The 21004-nt window shown below is 71.8% G+C and carries 16 protein-coding genes, 2 tRNA genes and 1 pseudogene; 2 read left to right on the top strand and 17 right to left on the bottom strand.

Features of this window, described 5'->3' with window-relative positions:
- Positions 1 to 461 precede the first annotated feature (461 nt).
- Positions 462 to 914, top strand: coding sequence for a hypothetical protein (locus ABZV93_RS24940; protein ID WP_354940355.1), 453 nt, complete (start codon positions 462 to 464; stop codon positions 912 to 914).
- Between the two features lie 305 nt (positions 915 to 1219).
- On the opposite strand, the gene ABZV93_RS24935 is transcribed toward ABZV93_RS24940, so the two are convergent.
- The 13 genes and pseudogenes from ABZV93_RS24935 to ABZV93_RS24875 form a co-directional block, all read right to left on the bottom strand.
- Complete coding sequence (locus ABZV93_RS24935) at positions 1220 to 1630, bottom strand: hypothetical protein (RefSeq protein WP_354940353.1); 411 nt, start codon at positions 1628 to 1630, stop codon at positions 1220 to 1222.
- 350 nt (positions 1631 to 1980) lie between these two features.
- Positions 1981 to 2054, bottom strand: a tRNA-Ile gene (locus ABZV93_RS24930).
- 57 nt (positions 2055 to 2111) lie between these two features.
- Positions 2112 to 3404 carry an NYN domain-containing protein gene (locus ABZV93_RS24925; RefSeq protein WP_354940350.1) on the bottom strand — a complete coding sequence of 431 codons (1293 nt, stop codon included), beginning with the start codon at positions 3402 to 3404 and terminating at the stop codon, positions 2112 to 2114.
- 260 nt (positions 3405 to 3664) lie between these two features.
- Positions 3665 to 3737: transfer RNA gene (locus ABZV93_RS24920), tRNA-Asn, on the bottom strand.
- 91 nt (positions 3738 to 3828) lie between these two features.
- Complete coding sequence (locus ABZV93_RS24915; protein ID WP_354940348.1) at positions 3829 to 5466, bottom strand: M1 family aminopeptidase; 1638 nt, start codon at positions 5464 to 5466, stop codon at positions 3829 to 3831.
- Entirely contained in the window at positions 5463 to 5999 is a 537-nt protein-coding gene (locus ABZV93_RS24910) for a hypothetical protein (RefSeq protein ID WP_354940345.1), read from the bottom strand. Before ABZV93_RS24910 ends, ABZV93_RS24915 begins: the two co-directional genes overlap by 4 nt.
- Before the next feature lie 146 nt (positions 6000 to 6145).
- Positions 6146 to 7078, bottom strand: coding sequence for an RNA polymerase sigma factor (locus ABZV93_RS24905; protein WP_354940343.1), 933 nt, complete (start codon positions 7076 to 7078; stop codon positions 6146 to 6148).
- Positions 7079 to 7638: 560 nt separating this feature from the next.
- Positions 7639 to 8658, bottom strand: a pseudogene (locus ABZV93_RS24900) (D-glucuronyl C5-epimerase family protein); the annotation flags it as partial.
- A 24-nt stretch (positions 8659 to 8682) separates the two neighbouring features.
- Positions 8683 to 9282 carry a hypothetical protein gene (locus tag ABZV93_RS24895; protein WP_354940340.1) on the bottom strand — a complete coding sequence of 200 codons (600 nt, stop codon included), beginning with the start codon at positions 9280 to 9282 and terminating at the stop codon, positions 8683 to 8685.
- Between the two features lie 263 nt (positions 9283 to 9545).
- On the bottom strand, positions 9546 to 10556 hold the full coding sequence (locus tag ABZV93_RS24890; RefSeq protein ID WP_179788605.1) for a sugar phosphate isomerase/epimerase family protein: 1011 nt from the start codon (positions 10554 to 10556) through the stop codon (positions 9546 to 9548).
- A 15-nt stretch (positions 10557 to 10571) separates the two neighbouring features.
- Positions 10572 to 11753, bottom strand: a complete 1182-nt coding sequence (locus tag ABZV93_RS24885) for a Gfo/Idh/MocA family oxidoreductase (protein ID WP_354940337.1) — start codon at positions 11751 to 11753, stop codon at positions 10572 to 10574.
- 78 nt (positions 11754 to 11831) lie between these two features.
- Positions 11832 to 12998, bottom strand: a complete 1167-nt coding sequence (gene xylA / locus ABZV93_RS24880; RefSeq protein ID WP_354940334.1) for a xylose isomerase — start codon at positions 12996 to 12998, stop codon at positions 11832 to 11834.
- Positions 12995 to 14494: an ROK family protein gene (locus tag ABZV93_RS24875; protein WP_354940332.1), complete on the bottom strand. Its 1500-nt coding sequence runs from the start codon at positions 14492 to 14494 to the stop codon at positions 12995 to 12997. Before ABZV93_RS24875 ends, xylA begins: the two co-directional genes overlap by 4 nt.
- Positions 14495 to 14777: 283 nt before the next feature.
- Between ABZV93_RS24875 and ABZV93_RS24870 the strand changes: the two genes are divergently transcribed.
- The gene (locus ABZV93_RS24870) at positions 14778 to 15311 is read left to right on the top strand and encodes a hydrogenase maturation protease (protein ID WP_354940329.1); all 534 of its coding nucleotides are present in this window, start codon (positions 14778 to 14780) and stop codon (positions 15309 to 15311) included.
- A gap of 98 nt (positions 15312 to 15409) precedes the next feature.
- Here ABZV93_RS24870 and ABZV93_RS24865 read toward each other — a convergent pair whose 3' ends face one another.
- From ABZV93_RS24865 to ABZV93_RS24850, 4 genes are all read right to left on the bottom strand, one after another.
- Positions 15410 to 15874: a hypothetical protein gene (locus ABZV93_RS24865; RefSeq protein WP_354940326.1), complete on the bottom strand. Its 465-nt coding sequence runs from the start codon at positions 15872 to 15874 to the stop codon at positions 15410 to 15412.
- 169 nt (positions 15875 to 16043) lie between these two features.
- Positions 16044 to 17462, bottom strand: coding sequence for a xylulokinase (xylB, locus tag ABZV93_RS24860; protein WP_354940323.1), 1419 nt, complete (start codon positions 17460 to 17462; stop codon positions 16044 to 16046).
- Positions 17463 to 17611: 149 nt separating this feature from the next.
- Positions 17612 to 19561, bottom strand: a complete 1950-nt coding sequence (gene dnaG, locus ABZV93_RS24855) for a DNA primase (RefSeq protein ID WP_354940320.1) — start codon at positions 19559 to 19561, stop codon at positions 17612 to 17614.
- 98 nt (positions 19562 to 19659) lie between these two features.
- Positions 19660 to 20901, bottom strand: a complete 1242-nt coding sequence (locus tag ABZV93_RS24850; protein ID WP_354940317.1) for an FAD-dependent oxidoreductase — start codon at positions 20899 to 20901, stop codon at positions 19660 to 19662.
- Positions 20902 to 21004 lie beyond the last annotated feature (103 nt).

Raw genomic sequence — 21004 nt, 5'->3', positions numbered from 1 at the left:
GGGCGAGTTGAGGGCCCCGAACGCAATGAACGGTCCAAGGGCGAGCAGCCCTACAGCAGCAAACGCACGCATGAGGTCACCTCCGGCGCAGCACGCGTGGCAGGACGCGCGTGATCAACAAAGAATGCCCTCCCGCCACGCACCATGAGCCCAAACCGCCACAAGTCGATAGCGCCCGTTGCAAAGTCCCCACCCGCACCACACCTCGGCCGCGTCGCTTCGCAAAGGGATCTGAAGACCGCCCGGGCACTTGTCCGGTATCGACGGCGACCTGCGGCGATACGGCCCCTGCGACGACGCGGGGGCGGAACCCCGTTTCCATGCCACTGCGGTGACCCATCGACCTCGCCGAGCGGGTACGCCGAGCTACAAAGCAGCTCCTGCTGGGATTCTTGTTCATTTGCCCCCGCGATACTCATGTTTGTGCGTAGCATCTGCGACCACTCGGGGAGGGAGGTCGGATGAGACTCGACCACGTCAGGGGAAACAATCACCTCGTGCATCACGTAGCACGCCTCCTGGCTGCCGCCGAGGTGACAGCACAGATCGGACAACGAGCAGACCTAGTTGGGCCACAGACGCGCGTGCAGGTAGGTGGTGTCACCCTGCAAGTATCGGCGCGCCTGCTGCCGGGCTCTCCGTGGCAGGTGCGATCCGATCGTCCCGTCGTTGAGGATGCCGAGGCTGTTGTCTTCGTAGACCTGACCGGTGACGAACCTAACTTCTACGTCGCGCCCGCGGAGTGGGTACGCGAGGACGTCACACGAGAGAACGACGAGTGGCTGGCTACCCAACCTGGTGGCACTCGTCCTCGCAATCCGAGCAGCACCCACCACGCGATCCCGTTCAATCGAATCAGGATCTGGCACAACCACTGGGACATCCTCTCGGTTGCCGGACAAGCGCACGGGTGAGCTCGCACCAGCGCTGACCGCCCGTCACATGGATTCAGTGAGGCGGCTCCCTAGGCGCGCTAGACGACCGCAACCGGCAGCACATCGACGACCACCTGGATCGCCGGAGGTCAAGAGGCCGCGGCTCCGTACGAATCCACAGCAGGGGTACCCGTTTGGCGAAGCGTCGTTGCCTGCCGTTCGGGGCGGGTCACTTCCGGCCTGGGTTGCTAAGAGCGGCACCGAAGGCGCCGTCTGGCTCGAGGGGTCCTTTGACGTCGATGGTGCCGGCTGAGAAGAACCAGTTGTAGAACTGGTCATGCGGATCAGGGGGGGCCGAACACGTTGCCGATCACGTGTATGGCGCCGGCGTGTGGGACGCCTTTCAGTGTTTCGCCAGGTGCCCCGATGAGAGGGAACGCGCAGCAAATGGATCCCCCCATGTTCACGATGGCGAGGGAGGCGCCGAACTTATCGCCGGTCTCTGCGGCTCCCAGCATCCCTGGGGTGTCCTGACTGAGGAGTCTCTCTTCGTCTCCGGTCGCGCTGGGACCGGTGGGATGACCCAAGAAGACCTGCACCGCCCCGGCCGCCGGCACGGCGCCGACGCGGTCGCCGGGGACACCGACAACTATGTCCTCGGCGCCTTCGCCCACCCAGGTGATCGGCCCAACGGCGACAGTGAGGCCGAAGTTGTCACCGGCCTCGGCAGTTCCGGTCACCCCTGCGGTGTTCACGACCTGAGAGCCGCGGCTATCCCGCCACCTCAGCAGACAGGGCCTGCCAGTCGGCATAGAGAAACGCGTTGGAGGCTCGATGCGCTGTCATGCTGCTCACCCGGTCGACGACTCGGCGCCCACTACGCCACCGCCGCAGACGTGCACAGCTTCATCGACGACCGGATCCCTCATGGCGACAAAGAGACTCATGCGGCTCAGAGCTGATCGCGATCGTGCGCGCTTTGTGGCTACAGCCCAGACGTGAGGCTCTAGTTAACGCTGACCAAGGGATTAACTCGAACCACGGAAAAGGACGAAACGGACACCCATCGTGGTTACGAGAAGTGATCTCCGAAGGTCAACCGGGGTAGGGCGGGCGGGACTCGAACCCGCGACCCAGGGATTATGAGTCCCCTGCTCTAACCGGCTGAGCTACCGCCCCGTGCCGGTCGCGCGTGCGACCGCCCGCTGAGCCTAGCGCCTGGTCGCGACGCCTCGGCTACTTGGTCGGCCTACGTTCGGCATGCTCGGCGCGGTCGCTTCGGTCCGCGCGCTCGCCGTGGTCGGTCAGCTCGAACTCGCGGCCGAGCCGGGCCCAGAATCCGTCCCGCAGCCACACCCGGGCCTCGGGGTACGGGCGTAGTGAGTGGCCAAGTTCCTTCTCCGCCTCCACCAGCAGTTCGCTGTCGATCACGGTCGGCAGGATCGGTCCAGGCAGCAGGTCGCGTACGTAGTCCCGGCCGCGGGCCATGATCCACCTCTGGGCGACGTGCTCGCCGACCTCCTCGACCGCGTGCCGGTCCGGCCCGAGCCGGGGCCCCGCACCCTGCGCACCGATCGTCGGCGCAGCGTCAGCTGTAGTCGTGGGACCAGGGGCGGACCCCGGATCGGACCCAGGAGCGGAGGCGGGACCTGCTGCGGGACCGTGCGCGGGTGCGGCGCCCGGCGAGTCCGTCCGCGGCGGGCGAACCGGACCCGCCCCCGCGACGGCCGTGGTCGTTCCGGCCCGCCGGGCGAACACCTGCGCAGGGGTCGGCGTGCCCACCTGTCCGTCCGCCGCCGCGCCCTTTGCTGTGCCCGGTGCCGGCTGCGACGAACCCGCCGCGTCCGCTGCCGTGGAGGTGTCCTGCGCCGGCGGCATCACCGGCTCGGACGCCGACGCCGACGCTGGCGATGCGGGAGCCGACGCAGATGCTGCGGGAGCAGTCACCGACCCGGGGACGGGCGCCTGTCGTACGTACGGCCGGAGCAGGTCGGCCGGCAGCACCTCGACGAAGTCCGACTCCCACACCAGCCGCTCGGCCTGGTTGCTGCCGAAGGTCGGCTCGACGCCCCACAGATGCATTCGTACGCCATAAGCCTGGGCGGCCTCGACAGCGGGAACGAGGTCCTCGTCACCGGCCAGCAGCACGACGTCGGTCACCGCGCCGTGCCGTGCCAGCGCGTCCAGGTCGGCACGGATCTGCGCGTCGACACCCTTCTGCTGCCCGTGCTTGTTGAGGTTCCCCAACCGGAGCTTCACCACCGGGAGGGCCGCGATCACCCGCTGGTCGACGGTGGGTACGCGGTCGTGCGCGGCGTCGTACCAGTAGACGCGGAGCAGTTCGCCCGGCAGGCGTTCGACGGCATGTTTCTGCAGGGCCTGAATGAGTTCGTCGGCGGCGACGCGGTATTCGCGGCGCTCGCGGGCGCCGAACAGCACCTCCGCGGTGGCGGCGTAGAGGTACCCGACGTCGATCAGGATGGCGTACTTCGTCGCGAAGACCGCCGAACGGAGGTCGGGGACCGCCATGGATGACCTCCCTGAACCCGCTGCGACAAGCCACGCGTCGACGGACGCCGGGCATGGACGACTGACACCGGCTGCTGACCGGGCCGGGCGCCGTGCCAGCGAGCGTACACGGACAAGCCGAGGCCGACCGGCAGATGCCGAGAACCGCATCCGCGAGCAGAAACGACACGCCATTCACCGGGTGGAACCGAGGTGGATGGCGTACCGAAAAGCAGAATCCCCCGACCGGTACGACCACCGGGCGGGGGATCCTTGTGGCGCTCCCGCGGCTGGACTCGAACCAGCAACCTGCCGGTTAACAGCCGGACGCTCTGCCAATTGAGCTACGCGGGATCGCGGCGCCGGGCGACCCCGGCCACGCATACGTTAGCAGCCCCCCAGATCGGGTCGCACGACCCGGGGCCGGGTCGGCGAGGCCCGTGGATCATCGCGGGATCGCGCCGTACTCCCGCAGGATCGCGATCACCTTCGGCCGGCTCGCGAACGCCCGGGCGAAGTCACGCGGGGTGGCGATCCGGTGCGCGTTGGCACTCACGTAGCCGCGCAGAAGTCGGTCAAAGGTCGCAGGTCCGGCGGCCTGCCGCGCCCGGTGGAGCATCGCGCCGCCCTGGCGGTAGACCCCCGCGGCGTACAGGTCGGGGGCACGCAGCGCGGCGTACCACGCCATCGACTCCCCCACCCGGTCGCGCACCCGCGACGGCGCCTGGAACCGCGCCGACCGGGCGCCGGTCCCGTCCACCAGCGTCTCGGCGTACTCCGCGAGTGCCTCGTCCAGCCACGGATCCCGCGCCTGGTCGTTGCCGACCAGTCCGTAGAACCACATGTGCGCCACCTCGTGCGGGACGAGTTGGGGGTAGCGCGTCGGGGAGACGTTGCCGAACTGGATGGCGCCGGGGAACTCGATGCCGGTGCCCACACCGTCGGCGACCGTGACCCACAGGTCGTGGTACGGGAACGGCCCGAGGTAGGACGACAGCGCGCGGATCGCGGCGGCGGTCGCGTCGGCCCACTCCCCCGCGGAGGCGACCGAGCCGTCGGGCACCCCCACGTGCACGCGTACGCCGTCCACGTCGCGGGTCTGCGTCCGCAGCCGTCCCGCCGTGATCGCGACGTCGCGTACGGAGTCGGCGCGGAACCGGTGCACCACACTTCCCCGTACCTTCGTCGACGGCATGCTGCCGACCGCCTGCCCGGTGCCGAGCACCTGGTCCCCGGCGGGCGCCACCACGTCGAGCCGCCGCAGCCGGAACTCCTCGCTGGTCACCGTCTCGCCGAACAGGTCGACGGCAGGGTCGGTCACCCATCCCTTGCCGCGCTGCCAGGCCAGCAGGGGGTACGCCGTGCCCAGCCAGACGGCGCGGTCCCGGGTCGAGTAGCCGACCCGCTCGGGTGTGTTCTCCCCAACCGTCAAGGTGAACGTGAGGTCGACCTGCACCGTGCGGCCGGCAGCCACACAACGCCTGACCGGCACCTTGACCAGAGTGCCCGGCGAACCCGGCGGCGCTCCGGCGGCCTCGACCTTCGGGGTCTCCTTGCGCCCGTCCACGGCGGCGGAGGTGACCTCGAGCCGGTTGCCGGCCCGCGCGGTCTCCGGCTTGTTCGGCCAGGCACGGAAGACGATCTCGCAGGTACGCCGACCAGGGGTGAAGGTCACCTGCTCCGAGCCCCGCACCACCCGCGGATCGGACCGTACGTCGAAGCACAACGAAACAGTGGGCCGGTCCTTCCACGGTGCCGCCTGCCCGGCAGGCGAAGGCGCGCCGGCTGCGGAGAGCCGCTGGGCGGAGAGGGGCTGCCCGGCTGACAGGGGTTGTTCGTACGACACCTTCGAACCGGCGTCACCGCCACCGCCGGGACCACCGCTGACCGCGCATCCGGACGGCCCGCGCGGACGTGGCGGCGGGGTCTGCGGCGGAACGGCTTCCCCACCGGTGGTCGGGGTGTCGCCGGGACGGGCGGTCGGGGCGGTCAGGTCACCCGCGCTCGGCGTGCAGGCACCGAGCACCGCCATCGCCACGAGGACGACGGCGAGCACGACGGGCCCGACCGCCCGCCGGGTCACGGCTCGATCTCCGCCCGAACGGTCGCGAGGGCTCGGTGGGCGGCGTCGAGGACGTCCGGGTCGTTCGGGTCCAGCCCCTCGTCGAAGGCGATCGCCCAGACGATCCCGCCGTCGGCCGCGTCAGGGTCACCGGCGGGCGGCCGGCGGGCGATCACGCGTACGCCCAGACGCCCCCGCAGCGGCACGTGGCGTTCGGTGACCACGCTCGCGGTGATGCGTTCGCGGATCAGCGCCAGCAGCCGCTGGTCGGGTGGGTCGAACCGCAGCCGCCACGTCGGCATCGGCTGCCCGAGCGGCGCGGCGGCGGTGACCCGCAGGACCTCCTCGTCGCGGTCCCATTCGGCGTGCTCGACCTGTTCCCACGGGATGCCCGCAAAGGTGTCGGCACCGCCGGGTTCGGGCAGGTGCAGCCGCCGGTCGGTGGCCACCACCCACTCCTCGGTCGCGGTCCGCGCGGCGGCGAGAATCCGCTCGTGGGGACGCAGGGCCAGGGCGTTCTTCACCTCGCGCGGAGGACTTTGCCGACGACGCACGGGTTCACGGTAGCGGGCACGCGTGGGCGCCGGGCCGTCCGGCATCGACCGGACCGCCCGGCGCCCAGCCCACGTGTCCGACACCACCTCGGCACCTCAGAGCCCGAGGGCCGCACGAGTACTCCGGATGCCGAGCCGGGCCCGCCTCAGGCGAGATACTCCCGAAGGCCAGGCGCCCAGCTTCCGCCCCGCAGCTTGGCCAGCGTCTTCGCCTCGATCTGGCGTACGCGCTCGCGGGTGACACCGAACCGGCGGCCGACCTCCTCCAACGTGTGGATCTGCCCGTCGGTGAGGCCGTACCGCATCTGGACGACGTACCGCTCCCGCTCGCCCAGCTGAGCCAGCGCCGACTCGATGTGTTCACGCATCAGCGAGGCGGCCGCGGCGTCCAGTGGGGCCACCGCGTCCAGGTCCTCGATCAGGTCACCGAGCTCCGACGCCTCCATCTCACCGATGGGGGTGTGCAGGGACACCGGCTCCCGCGCCAGCCGCAGCAGCTCGCTGGCCCGGTCGGGGTCCAGCCCCACGACCTCGGCGACCTCCTCGATCAGCGGGTCCCGGCCGAGCTGCTGGAACAGCTGCCGCTGCGCGCGCAGCACGCGGTTGATCGCGTCCACCACGTGCACCGGCACCCGGATGGCCCGGGACTGGTCGGCGATCGCCCGGGAGATCGCCTGCCGGATCCACCAGGTGGCGTACGTGGAGAACTTGTAGCCCCGGGTGTAGTCGAACTTCTCCACCGCCCGGATCAGGCCGAGGTTGCCTTCCTGGATGAGGTCCAGCAGGGGCAGGCCGCGTCCGGTGCACCGCTTGGCCACCGAGACGACCAGCCGCAGGTTGGCCTCGATCAGGTGCCGCTTGGCGGCGCGGCCCAGCAGGACCAGCATCTCCAGCTCCTCCTGCGTGGCCTGTACGGGACCGCCCTCGACGAGATGGCGTTCGGCGAACAGCCCGGCCTCGATCGAGCGCGCGAGGTCGACCTCCTCCTGCGCGGACAGCAGCGGCACCCGGCCGATCTCCCGGAGGTACTGGCGGACCAGATCAGGCGCCCGGTCACTGAGTTCGTCCAGAGAGGGCAACTCCTCCTCGGCGGCCTCGGTGGCCTCAGCGGACCCCGGAGCAGTCGGAGCCTCGGTGGCTACCGGCGACCCGGCAGGCACGTCCGCAGGCAGGTCGGCAGAATCGGACCCGGCGGGACCCGACCCGGTCGACGCGGCAGCGGACTCGGTGGGCGGCACGCCAGGCCCGGTGGCGTACTGCCCGGTGTGGACGGTGGTTTCCTGCGAGTGCCCACCCGGACCCGGGCTTGCTGGCGGTGATGCGTCGGCTCGAAGAGCCGCTGACAAGAGCACGAAGACCGGCACGGCACATCTCCTCCCCTGGGGAAGATCGGCGTGATCCAGTGTGCCTGTCCGGGGGCAGTTACGTTAGGCATTTGGAGATACTCATGGAGCAATGACCGACGTCGGCACAGTTCGCGCTGACGGCTCCCACATCGGGCCCGGTTCTGGTAGTGCCGGTCAGCCGCCGCCGACCGCCGCCGGGCGCACCCGGGTCGCACCCGGACCGGTCTCCGGTCGCCGTACGGCCGCACCGTGGCCGGACCGAGGTCGTACCGAGGCAAACCGACCCTGCGGGCTCAGGCCACCTTCGTCAGGTGGGCCTGCGCGACCCAGTACCCCCGGAGCCTCCCGCTCTGGATCCGCAGGTGGGGTACGCCACGGATCCAGGCGGCGGCGTCGTACGTGACGCGGGCGGTGACCTGCACGGTGGCGGTCCGGTTGCCGGCACTGTCGTACTTCAGCCCGGTGTAGGTGCGCCCGGCCGCCAGCACCGCACGCCGGCCGGCGCGGAAGTCGAGCGGGCTCACCACCCCGCGAATCATGCTCAGACCCGCCTGCTCCGGCACCCACGTCCCGGCCAGCGGGCTGCCCGTCCCGACGAGGTAGTAGATGCCCCCGCCCTTCAGCCGCATCCGCCGGACCGTGGTGCCGGTGGCCGCCTGCATCAGCGTGACGGTGCGGGTGCCGGTGACCTTCCCCGTGGCGACGTCGTACGAAAGACCCACGTGCCGCCCGGCAGTGAGGTCGACCCGGCGCGGCGAGCTGAGGACCGGGTACGGGCTGTCGCCGACCAGCGCCTGCGCCAGGTGCGCGAACTCGCTGCGGCCGGTCATCAGCGAGAGCTGGATCAGCTGGCGGGAGTGCATCCGGTGGTAGCCGCTGGTCGCGGGGGCGCCGTGGGTGAGGCAGTAGATCGAGGACCCGCCCGGGACCCGCAGCGAGTCGCGGTAGCGGTGGACCGTGGTGACGGCGCCGTCGTACATCGCGAGCGCACGACGGTCACGGGTGAACCGGTAGTAGTCCCACAGGCCGAAGATCGCGGACAGGTGGCCGTTGAAGACCAGATCGGCCTGCTGGGGTGAGCCGTACGGATACTCGACCAGCCAGAGCAGGTGGTTGCGGTCGGTCATGGCCACCCACGGCGCCCGGGCGTCGGGAGGCCGCAGGAAGCTCTCGAACGTACAGTCGGCGGCCTTCCGCCAGCGCGGGTCGCCGGTGACGCGGGCGAGCTCGGTGAAGAACGCCAGCACCTTTCCCTGGGCCAGCCCGCTGTACCACTTCCCGCGCATCGTCTCGGTCGAGGTGCGGTGCAGGTCGAAGTCGAAGTCGTACGGGTGGAACTACGCGCCGCCCGAGACCACCCGGCGGTCACGGAGCCGGCGAGCCTGCGTCAAGGCGCGGTCGAGGTAGAAGCGGTCGCCGGTGATTTCGTAGGAGTCGAGGTTCGCCAGGCCGTAGTTGGCCTGGAAGTTGGGGTGGTCGTACTGCCTGCCCGAGATCACCACCATCCGGACGCCCTGCGCGTCGTGGGTCCCCTCGTCGAGCCGCGGAAGAACCGTGCCGCTGCGGTACGGACGCCGGGTGCCGTTCAGGCTCAGCGCACCGTAGCCGTCCCGGGTGAAACTGAACGGCAGCCCGTGCCAGGCGACCATGCCCGACAGTGAGCCCGACAGTGAGCCCGACAGTGAGCCGGACAGCGATCCCGGCACCGAAGTCGGCACCGAAGTCGCCATGGCACCGGAGGTCGAGGCAGCCGCCGACCCCGCCGGCGGAACCGCCGCCATCGCCTGCGCCTCCATGCCCGCTCCGGGCAGCCCACTGCCGGCGGCGGCCAGGCTCACCGGCACGAACAGGCCGGCCAGCAGGACGCGGGCGGCCCGCGCTCCGACCGGGACGAACGACGCGAAGGCCAGCGATCGGGTCCGGTCGTGATGGTTCATTGCTCCCCCGAGTGAACAGTGCAAAGGGAGTGCACCGGCGATTGCGACCGAAGGAGGAGCTACCCCGCACTTCGAAATGTCACACCCGACCGGACACCGCACGCGAGAAGGCGAGGCACCACCCTGCAGGCCGGCGCACGACCGCGCACGACCGCGCATGCCCCCGCATGACGACCCCGCATGACCCCGCATGACACAGAGGCCGGGTCCGCGCTGGTCGCGCGGTCCCGGCCTCTGCCGTGAACTGATGTGACCCCCGCAGATCAGCCCTCGGAGCTGAACGCCGCGTCGAACGACGCCGCGGACGGCTCGATCTCACACAGCGCGCGTACGGTGGCCAGCGCCTCGGGAGCACCCATCAGCCGGTCCATGCCGGCGTCCTCCCACTCCACCGAGATCGGGCCGTCGTACCCGATCGAGTTCAGTGCACGGAAGCAGTCCTCCCACGGGACGTCGCCGCGGCCGGTCGAGACGAAGTCCCAGCCGCGCCGCAGGTCGCCCCACGGCAGGTGCGACGACAGCCGGCCGTTGCGGCCGTTGCCGACCCGGCGCTTGGCGTCCTTGCAGTCCACGTGGTAGATCCGGTCCTTGAACTCCAGGATGAAGCCCACCGGGTCGAGGTCCTGCCACACGAAGTGGCTGGGGTCCCAGTTGAGACCGAACGCCGGCCGGTGGCCGATCGCCTCGAGGGTGCGGACCGTGGTCCAGTAGTCGTAGGCGATCTCGCTCGGGTGCACCTCGTGGGCGAACTTCACGCCCACCTCGTCGAACACGTCGAGGATGGGGTTCCACCGGTCGGCGAAGTCCTGGTAGCCCGCGTCGACGAGTGCCTCCGACGCCGGCGGGAACATCGCGACGTACTTCCAGATCGAGGAGCCGGTGAAGCCGACCACTGTGTCGACGCCGAGCCGGGCGGCGGCCCGGGCGGTCATCTTCATCTCCTCCGCGGCCCGCTGGCGGACGCCCTCAGGGTCACCGTCGCCCCAGATCTTCGCCGGCAGGATGTCCTTGTGCCGGGCGTCGATCGGGTCGTCGCAGACGGCCTGGCCCTTGAGGTGGTTGGAGATCGCCCACAGCTTCAGGTTGTGCTTCTCCAGCGTGTCCAGCTTGGCCTTGACGTACTTGTCGTCCTCGGCGGCCTTCCAGACGTCGAGGTGGTCGCCCCAGCAGGCGATCTCCAGGCCGTCGTAGCCCCACTCGGAGGCGAGCCGGCACATCTCCTCGAAAGGCAGGTCGGCCCACTGGCCGGTGAACAGGGTGACGGGACGGGGCATGCTCTCCTCCTGCGCTCAGCTGTTGTCGGTGGTCGGAATCCAGCCCGAGCCGGACTCGGCGCTGCGCTCGACGGCGTCGAGCACCTGCTGCACCTGCAGTCCGTCGGCGAACGTGGGCGCCGGGTCGGTGCCCGCGGCGATCGCGGTCACCAGGTCGTACGCCTCGTGGGTGAAGCTGTGCTCCCAGCCGATGATGTGCCCGGACGGCCACCACGCGGCCATGTACGGGTGCTCGGGCTCGGTGACGAGAATTCGCCGGAAGCCCTGCGTCCCGGCGTCGTCGTCGGAGAGGTACAGCTCCAGCTCGTTCAGGCGTTCCAGGTCGAACACCAGCGAGCCCTTCTCGCCGTTCAGCTCGATCCGCAGGCCGTTCCTGCGGCCGGTCGCGAACCGCGTCGCCTCGTAGGTCGCCACCGCGCCGCCGGACAGCCGGGCGATGAACAACGCCGCATCGTCGACGGTGACCTCGCCGCGCTCGGACGAACCGGTGCCGCGCAGGCCCTCGGTGGAGGCCACCAGCGGGCGTTCCTTGATGAAGGTCTCGGTCAGCCCGCTGACGCCGGTGACCTTCTGGCCGGTGACGAACTGCGTGAGGTCGACGATGTGGGACGCGATGTCGCCGAGCGCGCCCGAACCCGCCTCCTCCTTCTTCAACCGCCACACCAGCGGGAACTCCGGGTCGGTGATCCAGTCCTGCAGGTAGACCGCGCGGACGTGCCGGATCGCGCCCAGCTTGCCGTCAAGAACGAGTTGACGGGCGAACGCCGCCGCCGGAACACGCCGGTAGTTGAAGCCGACCATCGAGCGGACGCCGTTCTGCGCGGCGGCCTCGGCGGCCTTCACCATCTCCCGGGCTTCCTCGACGGTGTTCGCCAGCGGCTTCTCGCACAGCACGTGCTTGCCGGCGGCGAGCGCGGCGATCGCCACCTCGGCGTGGTTGCCGCCGGGGCTGCACACGTCGACCAGGCCGATGTCGTCGCGTTCGATCAGCTTCCGCCAGTCGGTCTCGTAGGACCGCCAGCCGAACTTCTCCGCGGCGGCCTTCACCTTGTCCTCGCTGCGGCCGGCGATCGCGGCCATGTCCACGGCGTACGGCAGGTCGAAGGCGGCGTTCACGGTCCGCCAGGCCTGTGAGTGGGCCTGGCCCATGAACGCGTAGCCCACCATGCCCACGCCGAGCGTTGGCTTACTTGTCATGCGTACGTACTCCCTCGTCCGATCGGTCGAACCCACTCACCACACCGCGAACGCGTGCGAGGTCACCTGCGTACCTCATCAGGCCACACCCAGCAGGTGGTCCATGGCCAGCTGGTCGAGCCGCTCGAAGCCCATCCCCCGCTCGGCCAGGGCCTCGATCCGCGCGTCGTCCCATTCCTCCTCGCGCAGGGAGGCGAGGGTCTCCCCCTCGGCCAGTGTCGGCTGGGCCAGCTCGTCCAGCTTCGACGCGGCCAGCGCCGCCTGCACCTCCGGGTCGGCGCGGAACGCCCGCGACTTCTCCCGCAGGATCAGATAGTTGCGCATGCAGCCGCGTGCGGACTCCCAGACGCCTTCCATGTCCTCGGTCCGTGGCGGCTTGAAGTCGAAGTGTCGCGGACCGTCGTAGCCGCCGTTCTCCAGCGTGTCGACCGCCCAGAACGCACCGCGCAGGTTGCCGGCGCCGAAGCGCAGGTCCTGGTCGAAGCGCGGGCCGTGCTGGCCGTTCAGGTCCACGTGGAAGAGCTTGCCGTGCCACAGCGCCTGGGCGATACCGTGCGCGAAGTTGACGCCGGCCATCTCCTCGTGCCCGACCTCGGGGTTCAGGCCGACCATCTCGGGGTGCTCGAGTTCGTTGATGAACGCCAGCGCGTGCCCGATCGTCGGCAGCAGGATGTCGCCGCGCGGCTCGTTCGGCTTCGGCTCGACCGCGAACTTCAGGTCGTACCCCTGGTCCAGGACGTACTGGCCGAGGATGTCGTAGGCCTCCTTCATCCGGTCCAGCGCGACCCGAACGTCCTTGGCGCCACCGGACTCCGCGCCCTCTCGGCCGCCCCAGCACACGTAGACCTTCGCGCCGAGCTCGACGGCCAGGTCGATGTTCTCGGCCACCTTGCGGATCGCGAACCTGCGCACGTCGCGGTGGTTGGCGGTGAAGCCGCCGTCCTTGAAGATCGGGTGGCCGAACAGGTTGGTGGTGGCCATCGGGACGGTCAGCCCGGTCTCGTCCAGCGCCTTGCGGAACGCCGCGATGTGGTCCGAACGCTGGGCGGCGGTCGCGTCGAACGGGAAGAGGTCGTTGTCGTGGAACGTCACGCCGTACGCGCCGAGCTCGGCCAGCTTGTTGACCGCGTCGGCCGGCGCCAGGGGCGGGCGGACCGCCGAGCCGAACACGTCGACGCCCTCCCAGCCCACGGTCCACAGGCCGAAGGAGAACTTGTCCTCACGGGTCGGGGTGTAGTCGGTCATCCGATCTCCTCTGCGAGTGTTGATGGTGCGTGTACTGCTGACGTCGGGGACTGCGCGGCCGCCGGAGACTGCGCGGCCGCCGGGGACTGGCCTGCCAGGGGTGGCACCAGCGTCGGGTCGTCGAGTACGGGGGCGAGCACCGCGTGGGCGGCACCGGTGGCGGCCGCGGCCAGCCCGAGCCGCGACAAGGTGACCCGGACCCCGCCGGCGTCCGGTGCGACGACGCGGGCCGCGAGCTCGGACTCCACGACCGGGCGCAGGAACTCCCCCAGCCGGGCGAAGTAGCCACCGAGGACCAGCACCCGCGGATTGGTGAGGTTGACCAGCATCGAGGCGCCGTGGCCGAGTGCCCGCCCCACCCGGTCGAACGCCGTCAGGGTGCGCTCGTCGCCGTTGCGCGCGCGATCGAGCAGCAGGTCCAGGCGTTCGTCGAGGTCGTGGTCGTGCCGGTGCACCAGGTCGTCCGGCGGGGCGGCCAGGTCGAGCAGCGCGCCGAGCCCGCACAGGGTCTCCCAGCAACCGCGGCGGCCGCAGCCGCACCGGGCACCGTCCGGCGCGACCGCGAGGTGGCCCACCTCGCCGGCGAACCCACCGCTGCCGCGAACCAGCCGGCCGTCGACGACCAGGCCGCCACCCACGCCGACACCGCCCGTGACCAGCACCAGGTCACGGTCGCCGGGACCGGCGTCGTCGGCGAACTCCGCGAACTCGGCGTACTCCGCGAGCGTGGCCAGCGTCGCCTCGTTGTCCACCAGCAGCCGCTCGTCCCAGGGCTGGGCGCCGCCCGGCAGCCAGGGCAGCGCGCGGCCGGCCAGCCGCACGGCGAGCAGGTCGTGCAGAGGTACGTCGCGCCAGCCCAGGTTGGGCGCCACTCGTACGGTCCCGCGGGTGCCGTCGACCAGCCCGGGTGCGGCCACGCCGACCCCGGCCAGGACGGCCGGGTCGTCCGCGGTCGCGAACGCGGCGTCGGCCAGCGTCCGGTCGGCGAGCTCGGTCACCAGGCGGACCACCTCATCGGCGGTGGCCTCCACGCCGGCCGGCACGTCGAACGCGGTCCGGGTCAGCACCCGCTCCCGCCCGCCGAGGTCGAGGACGACGCCGCACAGGTAGTCGACGTTCAGCTCCACCCCGATCGCGAGCACCCGCCCGGTGGCCAGCTCGACCGGCTGGCCCGGCCGGCCCACCGCACCCGCCCGCGACGGTCCTCCGTTGCCGGCCGTGGTGCCGGCGTTGGTGGGGTGGGTGTCGCTGGCGGAGCCGGCGGAGTTGGCGGGGTCGGCTGCGGTGGTGCGGGGCCTGGCGGTCTGGACCAGGCCGCGGCCGGCGAGCTCGGTGACGAGGCTGGAGACGGTGGCCTTGGTGAGGCTGGTGTCCGCGGCGAGCTGGGCCCGGCTCCGCCCGCCCGCACGCAGCGCCCGGACGGCGACGGCCAGGTTGGCCCGGCGGACGGCGGCATGATCGGCCCGGCCCGGCAGCTGCCTGGTCGCGCCGTTCACGGATCCTCCAGTACGGGCCCGTCGTGGGCGAGGACCACCGGCCGAAGACCCGGCCGGATTTCGGTCGCCCATTTCGTTCAGGGTCCGAACAAACTAGGACCGCGGCGCACCGGGGGTCAAGGCACAGCTTCCGCCTGCCGGGATGTCGCACCGACCGCGTCCGGAACCAGCCACCGGGTGCGGTTCCACCCCGGCTGTGAGGTCGCGCGTTCCCGCCGTGGCGATCACCGCCCGGACGTACGCTGACCGGGAAACGGCTCGTCGGCGACGCGGGGGGCGCGCAGTGGTCCATCCGCCTGACCACCACGAACGAATCAGCGAACGAAGCGGCCGCGAACGGACCGGCCGCGGCACCGGCGGCCGGGTCCTCGTCGCCGGAGTCGGCAACGTCTTCTGCGCCGACGACGGCTTCGGCGTCGCGGTGATCCACCGGCTGGCCCGCGACCCGCTGCCCGCACCGGTCGACCTGCGCGACTACGGCATCCGCGGCCGCCACCTCGCCACGCAACACCTCGACGGCTACGGCCTGGTGGTCCTCGTCGACTCGCTGCACAGCGACGGCCCACCGGGCACGTTGTACGTCGTGGAGGCCGCCGACGACGCCGCGGACGACGGACCGTACCCACGACCCGACGGCGTGCTGGCGCTCGTACCCGCGATCCACCGCCAGGTCGCCCGGGTCGTGGTGGTGGGCTGCGAACCCGGCAACATCGGCACCGGCATCGGCCTGTCACCCGCGGTGGAGAACGCCGTGGGACCGGCGGCGAAGCTGGTCCTGGACATCGTCACCCGGGCCCACCGCTCCTGGTCGGGCTGATCCCCCGAAGGCCAGGTCCACGAAGGCCCGAGCCCCCGAAGGAAGTCGGGCCCGCAGAGGAAGTTCGCGCGGTCCGGGTGGCCCGGACCGCGCGACCGTCAGGCGGACGGCGGTGGGTTACGGGTGGGTGGATGTGCGTTGACCAGGCCCGGAGCGGCCGCAGGGCGGCGCGCCAGGTCAGGTCGGCGAGCCCAGTCGGGCCGCGCCCCGGCAGGCACCGCGCCCGGCACCCTCGGCCGGTTCGCGGCGACCGCGGCCTGGTCCCGGGGACCCTGCTGCTGGCTGGCCGGTGTGGTGTCGGGTGCCCAGCTTCGCGGGTCCGAGGTCATGCCCAGGAGATAGGTCACCGTGCACTCCAGCGCGTGGGCGAGCTCGGGTAGCTTCGCCACGTCCAGACCGGCACCGTGCTCCAGGCTGCTGAGGGCCTTGTTGGTCGTGAGGACGCCGAGCCGGCCCAACCGGCTGACCACCTGCTTCTGGGTCAGTCCGAGGCGGCGACGCCGCTCACGCAGACGTTGCATCACGATCAGCCGTCGACGGGCGCCGACGTCGGCAGAGTTCATCACCATTGTGCCTCCCCGAAACAGGCACCTTCCCCACCGAGTACGACGCCAACCGCACAGCTTGTGACCAACCGAATGTCTCCGGCGAGTCGCGCCGACTTCCCCGCAGGTCGGGGCCTGTTGTCCGGCGAGACCGGCCCCCGGGTCAGGCTCCGGGTCGCGGCCGCTGTCAGTCGCCCGGATGCAGCGCAGTGCGCGCCTGCGCGTACGCCGACCGGATGCGCTCACCCGCGGCCTCGTCCACCTCGTCGCGTACCACCGACTCGCCGAGACTCCACGACGGCGGCGCCGCCGACCCGGCCAGCGCCCAGGCGGCCTGCCTGGCCGCGCCGAGCGCGACGTACTCCGCCGGCGGCGGCACGGTGACGGGTACGCCGAACACGGTCGGTGCGGCCGAGCGCACCGCCTCCGACCGGGCGGCGCCGCCGATCAGCAGCACCCGGCGGACGGTCACGCCCTGTGCCCGCACCGCGTCCAGCCCGTCGGCGAGGCCGCACAGCATGCCCTCGACCGCGGCCCGGGCCATGTTGGCCGGCGTCATCGTGCCGCGGCGGAGGTTGTGCAGCGAGCCCGCCGCGTCGGGGAGGTTGGGCGTGCGCTCGCCGTCGAGGTAGGGCAGCAGCACCAGCCCACCCGCACCGGGCGCGGCCTCGCGGGCCAGCCGCTCCAGTCCGGCCAGGTCCACGCCCAGCATGTTCGCGGTGGCGGTGAGCACCCGGGCGGCGTTCAGCGTGCACACCAGCGGCAGGAACCGCCCGGTCGCGTCGGCGAAGCCGGCCACGATCCCGGTCGGGTCGGTGGACGGCTTGTCGTGCACGGCGAAGACGGTGCCGCTGGTGCCGAGGGAGACCACCACGTCACCGGGCTCGATGCCGAGCCCGAGCGCGGCGCCCATGTTGTCGCCGGTGCCCGCCGAGACCAGCGTGCCGGGACCGACGACGCCGTTCAGGCCGGCCGAGCCGGTCTCACCCGCGGGTTCGGCCGGGCCGAGCACCTTGGGGAGTTCGGGCGTACGGCCGAGTGCGAGCTGGAGCAGGTCGGTGCGGTAGTCGCCGGTGACCGGGGACCAGTACGCCGTGCCGGACGCGTCGCCGCGGTCGGTCACCGGCTGGTCCGGGCGACCGCACAGCTCCCAGGTCAGGTAGTCGTGCGGCAGCATCACCCGGGCCACGCGCTCGGCGTTGGCCGGCTCGTGCTCGGCCAGCCAGGCGAGCTTGCTCACGGTCATGCTGGCCAGCGGCACCGATCCGACCGCCTCCGCCCATCCGGCCGGGCCGAGCAACTGCACCAACCGGAGCGCCGCGGCCGCGGACCGGGTGTCGTTCCACAGCAGCGCCGGGCGGACGACCTCACCGGCCTCGTCCAGGGTGACCATGCCGTGCTGCTGGCCGGCGACGCCGATCGCGGCCACGTCGTCCAGCAGCCCCTCGGCCGCCTCCCGCAGCGCCGACCACCACGCGTCCGGCGGGCACTCGGTGCCGTCGGGGTGCGCGGCGACCCGCTCGTCGAGCACCTCACCGGTGTCGGCGTCGGCCACGACGATCTTGCAGGACTGGGTGGAGGAGTCGACTCCGGCGACCTTCGGCATGTCTAGAAACTAACCGCTGCCACCAACTCACCCGGCCGCGAGGTGCCGGCGGGCCGCCACGCCGGTCCGGTCCCGGCCAGCCTCCCCGGCTGACGCCCCGCCTGCCGCCCGGCCGGTGACGACAGGGCCGGGCACTGGACCGGCGGCGCTCAGCCGAGGCCGCCCACGGCGCGTTCGCGCAGGCCGCGGCGGTGTTGCTCGAGCGCGACCAGCTCACCGAACAGCTTGTTGTAGGCCTCGGTCTGCTCGACGGGGTTCATCCGCTGCAGCTTGGACTTCACGTCGGCGATGCGCCGGGCGACCGCGAGCTCCTGCACCCGGGCCAGCAGCGAACCGGCGTAGCGCTGGTCGGGGGTGCCGGCCGCGCGCAGCGGCTCCACGGCGAGCGCGGTGACCAGCCCGCGTACGGCGTCGTCGGGTGCGTGCGCGGCGAGCGTGGACACCCAGGCGTCGCCGCCGGCGGAGGTGCCGACGCCGCCCGCGCCCGCACTCGCCCGCCGCACCGCGACGTAGGCGGGATGGGTGAAGTCACTCTCCTCCACCGCGTCGAACGCCGGACCGACCACCGTCGGGGACTGGACGACGAGCTTGAGCAGCTCGCGTTCGGCGCTGAGCCGAGGCTCGTTCGGGTCGGGCAGCGGCGTCTGCGGCGCCGCCGGTGCGGCCTGCGTACGACCCGGCTCCGTCAGCGGCCCTCGTCCCCGGCCGCCCCGGTCGCCGCCGCGCACACCCCCGGCCCCGGGACCGGTGCCGCCGGTGCGGCCCGCGGCGCCGGCCGCCCGGGCCACCTCCGCCCGCACCTCGTCGACGTCCATGCCGAGCATGCCGGCGAGCTCACGGGAGTAGGCGTTCAGCTTGGCCCGGTCGCGTACGGAACGGAAGTACGGCGCGGTCGCCCGCAGCGCGTCCACCCGGCCGTCGGCGCGGTCCAGGTCGAACCGGCCCAGCGCCCGCTCCAGGACGAAGCGGTACAGCGGGATCCGGCGGGCGATCAGGTCGCGGACCGCCGCGTCTCCGTGCTTCAGGCGCAGGTCGCAGGGGTCCAGCCCGTCCGGCTCGACCGCGACGTAGGTCTGCGACACGAACTGCTGGTCGCCCTCGAACGCCTTCAGCGCCGCGCGCTGCCCGGCCTCGTCACCGTCGAAGGTGTAGATCACCTCGCCGCGGAACTCCTCGTGGTCCAGCAGCAGCCGGCGCAGCACCCGGGCGTGGTCCTCCCCGAACGCCGTGCCGCAGGTGGCCACCGCCGTGGGCACGCCGGCGAGGTGGCAGGCCATCACGTCGGTGTAGCCCTCCACCACGACCGCCTGGGACTTCCGGGCGATGTCGCGGCGGGCCAGGTCGACGCCGTACAGCACCTGGCTCTTGTGGTAGATCGGCGTCTCCGGGGTGTTGAGGTACTTCGCGTCGATCCGGTCGTCGTCGAAGAGCCGGCGTGCGCCGAACCCCACCACGTCACCGGACAGCTCACGGATCGGCCACACCAGCCGGCCCCGGAACCGGTCGTAGCGGCCGCGGGCACTGCTGGCGGCCAGGCCGCCGGTGGCGAGCTCGTCATCGGAGAAGCCACGACCGCGCAGGTGGCTGAGCAGCGCGCTGCCGCCGCGGGGGGCGAAGCCGACGCGGAAGTGCTCCGCCGCCGCCCGGTCGAAGCCGCGCTCGGCGAGGAAGGTGCGACCGGCCGCCGCGTCTGGTGAGGAGTGCAGTTGCTCCTTGTAGAACTCCTCGGCGGCCTTGTGAGCCTCGACCAGCCGGGCCCTGGTGCCGGGCTGGCGCCGCTCGGGCTGGCCGCCGTCGACGTAGCGCAACTGGACGCCGGCGAGGGTGGCGAGGCGTTCGACCGCCTCGACGAACCCGAGGCCCTCGATCTTCTGCAGGAAGGAGATCGCGTCGCCGCCCTCGCCGCAGCCGAAGCAGTGATAGGCGCCGACCTGGGGACGGACGTTGAACGACGGGGACTTCTCGTCATGGAAGGGACACAGGCCCTTCAGCGAGCCGGTACCCGCCGGGCGCAACGTGACGTACTGCGAGACGACCTCGTCGATCCGGGTGCGTTCCCGGACCAGCGCGATGTCGTCGTCGCGGATCCGGCCGGCCATGAGTCGGAGTCTACGGCCGGGTGCTCACGAGCCCGACGGCGCCGGGTCGACGGCCCTTGTGCACCAGCACGTCTCAGCTCGACGGGTACGCCCCGGGGCTACGCGTACACCGCGTCCAGGTCCACCCCGGCATCGGCGAGCCTGCCCGGGGCGACCTCGCGCCCGGACCGGATCAGCGCCTGGATGGCGTCCTGGACGTCCCAGACGTTGACGTTCATTCCGGCGACGACCCGCCCCTTGCGCAGCCAGAACGCCACGAACTCCCGCCCGTCCAGGTCACCGCGCACCACCACGTCGTCGTACCCGTCGGGCCCGACGTCCCCGGAGTACTCCATGCCCAGGTCGTACTGGTCGCTGAAAAAGAACGGCACCGCGTCGTACGCCGCGTCCGAGCCGGCCATCGCCCGGCCCGCGGCGGCTCCGCCGTCCTGCGCGTTCGCCCAGTGCTCCACGTGCAGCGGGCGGCCGAACGTCGGGGAGTACCACCGCGCGACGTCGCCGGCGGCGTAGACGTCCGGGTCGGAGGTACGCAGCCGCTCGTCGGTGAGCACGCCCTTGTCGACGGCCAGCCCGGCGGCCTCGGCCAGCTCGATGTCCGGGGCGACACCGACGCCGACGATCACCGCGTCCGCGGCCAGCTCCTCGGCGTCACTGGTGACCGCGCCGGTCACCTTCCCGCCGTCGCCGCGAATCTGCGCCAGCGAGGTGCCGAACCGGAACTCCACCCCGTGGTCGCGGTGCAGCCGAGCGAACACCTCGCTCATCTGCGGTCCGAGCACGGTGTAGAGCGGTCCGGGCTGCGGCTCGACCACCACCACCTCCGCGCCGTGGTGCCGCGCTGCGGCGGCGGTCTCCAGGCCGATCCAGCCGGCGCCGACGACCACCACCCGGTCGGCGGCGGCCAGGGTCTCCTTCAGGGTGAGGCAGTCGGTGAGGGTGCGCAGGTAGTGCACGCCGGCCAGGTCGACGCCGGGCACGTCCAGCCGACGGACGACCGAGCCGGTCGCCAGCAGCGCCTTGTCGTAGTGGAGCGTCTCGCCGTCGGACAGCACCACCTCGTGGGCGGACGGGTCCAACCGGCGTACGGCTACACCGAGCCGGAGCTCCACCCGCTGCTCGTCGTACCACGCCTGGTCGTGGGTGATCACCGTCACGGGGTCGTCGGTACCGAGGAGGACGCCCTTGGACAGCGGCGGGCGTTCGTACGGAAGCTCGGACTCGCGGGCGACGAGGACGACCCGGCCGGCGAAGCCCTCCGACCGCAACGCCTCCACCGCCTTCGCCGCGGCCAGTCCCCCGCCGATCACGACGTACGTCTGCTGTCCGGTCTGCTCAGCCATGCGGCGACTCCTTCGAGAACTCGCGTACGGAGTTCCAACCGTGCCACAGGCGGACCCGGCGAAGCAGGATCTCGGCGGGAACCGGCCGCGTGACCGGCGGCTC

Source organism: Actinopolymorpha sp. NPDC004070, from assembly GCF_040610475.1.
In the GTDB taxonomy this organism is placed as follows: domain Bacteria; phylum Actinomycetota; class Actinomycetes; order Propionibacteriales; family Actinopolymorphaceae; genus Actinopolymorpha.
Note: the sequence above shows the minus strand (reverse complement) of the source record. Positions and strands in the feature narration are given on the sequence as shown.